This window comes from Virgibacillus sp. (genome assembly GCF_013393565.1).
Classification (GTDB): Bacteria; Bacillota; Bacilli; order Bacillales; family Amphibacillaceae; genus Virgibacillus; species Virgibacillus dokdonensis.
This window is the reverse complement of the sequence record NZ_JABXHF010000112.1, coordinates 1-7,338: the sequence shown is the minus strand read 5'-3', so window position 1 is coordinate 7,338 and position 7,338 is coordinate 1. Positions and strand designations below refer to the sequence as shown.

Below are 7,338 nucleotides of genomic sequence, written 5' to 3'. Positions count from 1 at the left end.
CCAGTTCTGTTTTGGTAAGATGGGTGTAGGACATGTCAGATACACTCTCCTTAACTTTGGTTGGTTATTCGTTGAGTATATCATGACATGTCTTTTTTGGTGTCTCGCTTAATTTTACAATCTAGGGAATAAGAAAAACTCCTCTATTTAAGCATGGATTGGAAGCTTAACCGTAAAAATATTTCGATCCTTCACTGTATCTATTTGAATACTCCCACCATGCTGGTCGATAATTTCTTTCGTAATGGCAAGTCCTAATCCAGCTCCGCCTGTGTCTCTACTGCGGGAGGATTCAAGACGATAAAATCGTTGGAAAATCAATTCTCTTTCTTTGTTTGGGATTGGTTCACTAGGTCCGGAAACAGCAATATAATAGCCGTTATTTTGTTTTTGTCCGGTAATACGAATAGATCCTTTCCCCTTATAGTATTGAATCGCATTGTTTAAGAGATTACTTATGACTTGCTGCATTCCTTCTGCGTGGACATATACATCTGCTACTTCCGCTTGTAGTTCCAATTTGATCCCCGTTTGTTTTAGTGTCCAATGGAACATAGAAACACACTGCTCCAGAAGTGGTTTTACTGCCTGCATTTCTTTTCGGTTGTATGTGCTTGCATTCGTATAGTCCCATTGCTTTAACTGATCAAATTGGTCTAGCATCGAAGTAAGGCGTTGTGATTCTTGATAAAGCGCTACAAATAACGCTTGATTTCCCTCTATATCACCTGACTTCAATGCAGACAGATACCCATTAAGATTAGATAACGGTGTACGAAATTCATGGGAAATGTCGGAAACAAGCTTTTTTCGATCTGTTTCATTACGGTTCAGTTGCTCCATGAGTTGATTGTATTGCTGTACAAGTTGCCCGATTTCATCATTTCGGTAAACGGGAATAGGGTCTGGATATTTTCCGATTTGTAGCAATTGGGTTGCTTCTATTAATTCATGAATAGGCTGCAGTAATCTTTTAGATAAATAATAATATAAAATAGAAGCGACAACGATGGCGATGATAACAAATATCCAAACATAATTTAACAACGTTTGGTTAAATTGCTGTTGTCGTAGTTCATCGAGGTTTCCTACCCCAGCAGCTAAAAAACAAGCCGTATTATATAAAGCCCAACCGCTAATCCATAAAGCGACCCCGATCACAAAGAAATGTAAAAAAGTTAATCGCCATAGAAAGCTGACAGGCGCCAAGTTTATGAGTTTACGATGAATTCTGGACAAATTTATACCCCATTCCACGAACGGTTTGAATCCGTTTTGGCTTCGCTGGTTCTTCTTCAATTTTTTCCCGCAGTTTCTTAATATGTGCATCAATGGTTCGGTCTAATACCGTACTCTCTGCGTTAGGGTAGAGTTCTGTAACAAGTTGCTCTCGCGATAAAACATTATTTGGATGTTGCATAAACAGATAGAGAAGATTAAACTCAAAATTAGTTAGCTGTATGGACTTATTATGAAGCCATACCTCTCCTTTTCGCGGCTTAATGCAAAGTCCATCATAGACTATTTTTTGGCAGTAACTCCCTGTACGTCGCAATACTGCTTCTACATGTGCTATCAGTTCATTCGCATCAAATGGCTTTGTCATATAGTCGTCTGCCCCAATTTTTAGTCCTGTTATTCTATCTTCAATACTCGTCTTAGCAGAAAGCATAATAATAGAAACTTCGCCGTTTTCTTGTTGTTTTACCCATTCACAAAACTCCTCACCACTTACTTTCGGAAGCATTAAATCGAGGATGATGAGGCATGGGAGGTGCTTTATAAATACAGCTTTCGCTTCCTCTCCATCTGAAGCTTCTACAACACAGTATCCATTTTTTTCTAAATAAATGCGCACTAAATTACGTATCATTCTATCATCTTCAACGATCATAATTGTTTGCTTCATGATCTCACCTCAACCTTAGTGTAACGCAGTTGATGGAAAAAGTGATACTAGAAAGCTGCCGTTAGAGAAAGAAATTACTTTGAAGTGATCTTGATTTGATTCGTTCCAGTCGCTACGTTGCTAACCGGGCGCCCCGAGCCTTTGTTCTATTTGTTTCGTACAGCTTTCTTTACTCCATTTTTTCAAACTCTTGTACCATTAGATCATAGTTCATAGCTCCAAATGCTTTGTATTGAATAATACCATTACTGTCGACCATAAAAGTAGTCGGGATAGGCTGAATTTGGTAGGTATTTGCAACTTCTGTATTTTCGTCTTTTAAAATGGGAAACGTAAGTTCAAAATCAGTGACGAAGTTCTGGATCGTCATTAAATCACTTTCTGTTTCTGTTAAGTTAACAGCTAAAATATTTATATCCTTATTTTCATAGAATTTTTGCATATCTGGCATCTCTGCTCGACAAGGCGGACACCACGTAGCCCAGAAGTTCACCATCACACGTTCACCGCGTAATTCGGATAATTGAATCGATTCTCCGTCCATTGTAGACAAATTGAAATCAGGAGCGAGATTACCGACTTCTAAGCCAACTTCACTGGAATCCCCTGTTTTTTCCGTTTCACTTGTTTGATTTTCTTGTGTCGTGATTTGATTGCCACTTCCAGCAGGGGGCGCATCTACTTGTTCTGCAGTATCGTTGGATGACAATACAAAATCGTATAACGCCCACGAGAACATGCCCATTATAATAATAATCAAAATTGCTTTTTTCATAAATCTTTCCTCCTATCCTAAGTTGGTTAACCAAGTATCTTGAACGAGGTTTAATAAAAACGCAGAAATTCGTGGCATGAAGCCTGTAAATAGTAGAATACCCATGAGAATCATGATAACTCCACCGATTTTCATAATAATTCCACTATATCTAACGATCCATCTTGTAGAACCAAGAAAGAAAGTAAGGATAAGAAAAGGAAGTGCAAATCCGATGACATAAAATATCGTGTACCAAGCTCCCTGTGTCGGGTTAGCTGCTGCGACAATTAAAATGGACGCAAAAATAGGACCAATACATGGCGTCCAACCTGCTGCAAACCCCATCCCTACAAACACTGTACCTAAATATCCTACCGGTTTACTTGCAAAGCGAAATCGTTTCTCTTTCATAAAGGAAGTGATTTTTAACCAGCCACCAACAAATAAGCCCATGACAATAATGAAAATGCCGGCAATTCGCTGAATGAAATCTCCAGACTCTCCAGCTAAAAGCCCTTGAATCCATTGCCCCAAGAAAGAAACACCAATACCGAGACTAATAAATATGAGAGATACGCCAAACAAAAAGAAAATCGCATGAATAAGTAGCTTACTTCTAATCTTTACATTGTTATTCGTTTCTAATTCTTTCACACTCATTCCAGTTATGTAGGATAGATAGGCTGGAAAGATAGGTAATGTGCAAGGAGAAAGAAAAGAAAGCATTCCTGCTCCTAACGCTAACCATATTGTTAAATCTGCTGCTGCTGTCATGAAGACACCTTCTTTCGTTTAAATAAAAATATACAGATATGAATCAACCCAACCATGACAAAGAAAAGTGGGTGGATCATATAATTGAAAATTGTAGTAAATGGTAGTATATAGCTAAGAATAAGTTTCCCAATCGTCCAAATGACGGTTAAGTATAGGAAAAGCATAGTGCTTTGCATTCTATCTTTAACCAATAGATAGATGAGTAAAAGAAGCAACATAAGGATAAAATTACCCCACGCTAAGGAATTATCTTGCCAAACGATATCGATAAATTGGTAAGTAAAAGAAGCTACCAATATGACAGGAATGGCGTTTATTAGTAAGTTTTGCAACTGCAATCCACTTTTTTTAACTTGGTACGTCATTTGTATGGTTAATAAAAGTAATGCAAGATAAAAAGCTTGGGCATCACTTGGATATGCTAAAACGGCAATTGGGTCAGAGAGAAATAATGGCAATTGTAAAATAATTTTAGCCACCCAAATGAATAAAATGAGATTAATTAAATAGGAAATGATGTGTTCTACATTTTTTCGTTTATCCTTACTCGACAGGTTGCTACTTAGGTAGTACGCTAGTAATCCAATAGAAAAGCTGATGACATTGGCTGCAAGGCTCATTAACACCGTAGTTGATGGCATATGTTTTCCTCCAAATTTCAAACGAATCTGATGATAGTATAAGTAAGAAATGTGAAAGTTTGATGAAAGAGAAAAAGAAAAAATAGATGTTTCGTTAAAAGGTATCGCTTTATATATTATTGGAATTTGATACAGATGAAGTAATAATGCGTTAGAAAGCTGAAAAAGAATGAATTATGTTACTATTATATTAGTTATGATATAACATAATGCTTTACACAGCTTATTAAAAGGAGCCTGATTTGATGACCCTTATTGCAAAGCAAGCCTACTTTAAAATGGAAAGAGTAGTATCAAGTCTACAGCAAGAGGATATCAAGCAGGAACGGATGTTATATTTGTATACGAATAAAGTCGTTACACAAAGGCGCGAGTTTCCTATCGACAATGTGTTAGATTTTTCCTATCGTCCTGTGTCTAACCAAGGGGGAATTTTATATTTACACTCATTACAAGGTGTATACACATATACAGTGGATTCATCTCCAGAAGAATTTATTCAAATCTTTCAGGAGTATTTTAAATAATATAGGGTAATGCCTTAGGTAGGAGAAAGGTTTACTTTACATGTTTACGTGATACGAATACAGCGAGGAGGTCGAGTAGCTCGATGGATTGCTTTTCTACAATAGAACAGGGTTGTTTAGTATAAGGAAATCACAGCTTTCTCCATATTAAATTGGTTATATGCTGGGCTGTTATAAAATGGGGGATTACATATAAGTGGGCGAACGATAGTATAAGAAACACTACAGCTTTCGCCATAGGAATTGGTGACAAGCCAAGTTTTTCTAATTATATTATCGATGGATTGTTCGTAGCAGAAAAGGATCTAAACGAACCAGGCATTAATTGTTGTTATTTAGCCTTTATACTCATAGATTTGGCTTTTCCTTGTGTAGGCTGACAGCAGTTTAGATGTCTAGGTGAGTAGGTTTAAGAACTTCCTTTAACTAGCAATTATTCATTAAGGGAGCGGGGCAGAAAAGTGGAGATCAAACATCTACAGTATTTTATGGAGGTAACGAAGACCGGAAGCTTCACGCAGGCTGCGAATCAACTATATATAACGCAACCTGCGATCAGTCGAATTATTAAATCGCTCGAAGAAGAGCTTGGAACGACGTTGTTCATTCGTTCTAGAAAGAAGCTTGTGCTAACGGAGGAAGGGCAGGTCGTGTATCAGCACGCGAAAAGTATAGAAGCTGAATATCAAACGTTATTATCGAATTTAGGTCAATTTAAGCAACTGAAAAAAGGACATATGCGAATTGGCCTTCCTTCGATTACAAATGGGTTTTTCTTTTCGCAATTAATTGCACCATTTCATCGCCAATACCCAGATATAACGTTTCAGTTAGAGGAAGATGGTTCAAAACGAATTGAAGAAAAAGTGCATCAAGGTGAATTGGACTTGGGGGTTGTTGTTTTGCCGGCAACTTACGGAGATTTTGCTTGCCATACTTTTATACATGAAGGGCTAAAGTTAGTTGTACCAACGAGTCATAGGTTCGCTCGACGAAAAAGTATGACGTTACATGAACTAGAAGAAGAAGCGTTTATTATGTTTAATAAAGACTTTGCCCTACGTGACAGTATCGTAAAGGCTTGCCAAGAAGCAGGGTTTAAGCCAAAAATTATATTAGAAACATCGCAGCTGGATTTTATCGAGGAAATGGTAGCTTCGAATATCGGCGTTGCTATACTACCAGATAGCACATGTCAGGAGCTGACGAGAGAAGTCACTTCTGTACCAGTAACGAACCCTGCAATGGAATGGAAGCTAGCTTTAATTTGGAGGCGAGATTCTAATTTGTCTTATGTTATAAAGGAATTTATCCATTTTGCTGAAGAAAAATTGCACTATTAAGTATTAGGTTTATAAGCAAAACGAAGGCGTTTCAGCACGACATAGACTTGGTGATAAGCCAAGTCTTTTTACATGTGGTCTAGTTTTTGTCTCCAAAATGCAGTTCTTTTATTAAGTTGGAAACGGAAAATTTTACCGAAAAGAACATCCTTACAGTGTTGCTTAAAAATGTGGAATTAATTACAGAGAAGCGTATATCTTCTGTTTGTAAAGCGTTTACATAACAGTTTGTTATGTGATGTATGGGATATTGGCATTTTACGCTTACGGTCAACGGGAATTATAATAGATGAGAAGCTGAAATTGAATAGATAAGGTGATACAATGCATGCGAAAAGAAGCAAGGATACACGGATCATTCAAAATGACCAAGTGTTAATTAATGACTTAAACAATTATCACACGTTGTTTGGCGGAGTGTTAATGAAGAAATTAGATGCATGTGCCACCTTGTCAGCAAGGAGACATGCAAGAGTCAAAGAATGTGTGACAGCATCTACGGACTCCGTTAATTTTAACTCGCCTATTCGTCAAAGCGATTCTGTCTGTATAGAATCCTTTGTAGCCTATACAGGAAAAAGCTCCATGGAAATCTTTTGTAAAGTCATTGCTGAAGATATGATTACTGCTGAACGTCGAATAGCGGCTACAGCGTTTTTAACGTTTGTTGCTTTAGATGAAAATAAAAAGCCGATCGAAGTTCCAAAAGTAATTCCAGAAACAGAAGAGGAAAAGTTTCTTTATGAGACTGGTGAAGAAAGAGCCAAAATTCGTCGATTAAAACGACAACAAAATAAGGATTTAGTTGCTAAACTTTCTATTAAAAAACCTTGGGATGAATAAAGGGAAGAAAAGGAGAGGTTTTCAATGATCATTACTTCTAGCTATGAGGAATTATTAGATGCGAAACGTGCAATCGCGTCATTTAGAGCAACTAAACCAGAAGAGTATAAGCAATTCAAACGAATCATTCAATTTACGAGACAGCTACAGTTTAATTTTCAATATATGGGTAGTCTCATCATGGACGAGGATCCAAGTAAGTATCGACCACAAGTTAATGATGATTATATATTAAATGTGTATAAACGGGAGATTAACAAATTAAAAGAAGACCCGAAATCACAAGATATTAAGGCACTCTTAGGCGCTTATAAACAAATCGGTTATGGAAAGATATGTGAATTAATTTTAGGTAAACAACCCATTTCTTTAGTCGGCCCAGCCGTTGTATAGATGAAAAACACGCCAGTTTAGTGATCTGCGCCCTGTCAAGTAGACAGTGAAAAAATAAAAAATTATGCCACAGTCTGGCGCCGGTATTCTAATGGTGCTAGGCTGTTTAATCTCTTTTGGTATCGTTCCTCATTATAAAATGTAATAT

9 protein-coding genes are annotated in these 7,338 nt (G+C 37.2%); 4 read left to right on the top strand and 5 right to left on the bottom strand.

From position 1 onward, the window contains the following. Positions 1–147 precede the first annotated feature (147 nt). The 5 genes from HLX49_RS16730 to HLX49_RS16710 form a co-directional block, all read right to left on the bottom strand. Positions 148–1,257 (bottom strand): sensor histidine kinase, encoded by a 1,110-nt coding sequence (locus tag HLX49_RS16730; RefSeq protein ID WP_296363318.1) that lies wholly within the window; start codon positions 1,255–1,257, stop codon positions 148–150. Further along, complete coding sequence (locus HLX49_RS16725; protein WP_077702198.1) at positions 1,220–1,909, bottom strand: response regulator transcription factor; 690 nt, start codon at positions 1,907–1,909, stop codon at positions 1,220–1,222. The genes HLX49_RS16730 and HLX49_RS16725 overlap by 38 nt, the downstream gene beginning before the upstream one ends. A 169-nt stretch (positions 1,910–2,078) precedes the next feature. Next, positions 2,079–2,684 carry a redoxin domain-containing protein gene (locus tag HLX49_RS16720; protein WP_077702199.1) on the bottom strand — a complete coding sequence of 202 codons (606 nt, stop codon included), beginning with the start codon at positions 2,682–2,684 and terminating at the stop codon, positions 2,079–2,081. Between the two features lie 12 nt (positions 2,685–2,696). Next, positions 2,697–3,440, bottom strand: coding sequence for a cytochrome c biogenesis CcdA family protein (locus HLX49_RS16715; protein ID WP_077702200.1), 744 nt, complete (start codon positions 3,438–3,440; stop codon positions 2,697–2,699). Next, the gene (locus HLX49_RS16710; protein WP_077702201.1) at positions 3,437–4,084 is read right to left on the bottom strand and encodes a hypothetical protein; all 648 of its coding nucleotides are present in this window, start codon (positions 4,082–4,084) and stop codon (positions 3,437–3,439) included. The genes HLX49_RS16715 and HLX49_RS16710 overlap by 4 nt, the downstream gene beginning before the upstream one ends. Before the next feature lie 245 nt (positions 4,085–4,329). Between HLX49_RS16710 and HLX49_RS16705 the strand changes: the two genes are divergently transcribed. The 4 genes from HLX49_RS16705 to HLX49_RS16690 all read left to right on the top strand — a co-directional run bounded on the left by HLX49_RS16705 (position 4,330) and on the right by HLX49_RS16690 (position 7,190). After that, positions 4,330–4,611 (top strand): hypothetical protein, encoded by a 282-nt coding sequence (locus HLX49_RS16705; RefSeq protein ID WP_077702202.1) that lies wholly within the window; start codon positions 4,330–4,332, stop codon positions 4,609–4,611. Between the two features lie 461 nt (positions 4,612–5,072). Continuing rightward, the gene (locus HLX49_RS16700) at positions 5,073–5,954 is read left to right on the top strand and encodes a LysR family transcriptional regulator (RefSeq protein ID WP_077702203.1); all 882 of its coding nucleotides are present in this window, start codon (positions 5,073–5,075) and stop codon (positions 5,952–5,954) included. A 324-nt stretch (positions 5,955–6,278) separates the two neighbouring features. After that, the gene (locus HLX49_RS16695; RefSeq protein WP_077702204.1) at positions 6,279–6,797 is read left to right on the top strand and encodes an acyl-CoA thioesterase; all 519 of its coding nucleotides are present in this window, start codon (positions 6,279–6,281) and stop codon (positions 6,795–6,797) included. A 24-nt stretch (positions 6,798–6,821) separates the two neighbouring features. Further along, entirely contained in the window at positions 6,822–7,190 is a 369-nt protein-coding gene (locus HLX49_RS16690; protein ID WP_296363310.1) for a hypothetical protein, read from the top strand. Positions 7,191–7,338 lie beyond the last annotated feature (148 nt).

Coding starts and splice junctions, on each gene's coding strand:
- HLX49_RS16690 (WP_296363310.1), top strand. CDS start 6,822: ATGATCATTACTTCTAGCTATGAGGAATTATTAGATGCGAAACGTGCA.
- HLX49_RS16715 (WP_077702200.1), bottom strand. CDS start 3,440: ATGACAGCAGCAGCAGATTTAACAATATGGTTAGCGTTAGGAGCAGGA.
- HLX49_RS16705 (WP_077702202.1), top strand. CDS start 4,330: ATGACCCTTATTGCAAAGCAAGCCTACTTTAAAATGGAAAGAGTAGTA.
- HLX49_RS16725 (WP_077702198.1), bottom strand. CDS start 1,909: ATGAAGCAAACAATTATGATCGTTGAAGATGATAGAATGATACGTAAT.
- HLX49_RS16710 (WP_077702201.1), bottom strand. CDS start 4,084: ATGCCATCAACTACGGTGTTAATGAGCCTTGCAGCCAATGTCATCAGC.
- HLX49_RS16695 (WP_077702204.1), top strand. CDS start 6,279: ATGCATGCGAAAAGAAGCAAGGATACACGGATCATTCAAAATGACCAA.
- HLX49_RS16720 (WP_077702199.1), bottom strand. CDS start 2,684: ATGAAAAAAGCAATTTTGATTATTATTATAATGGGCATGTTCTCGTGG.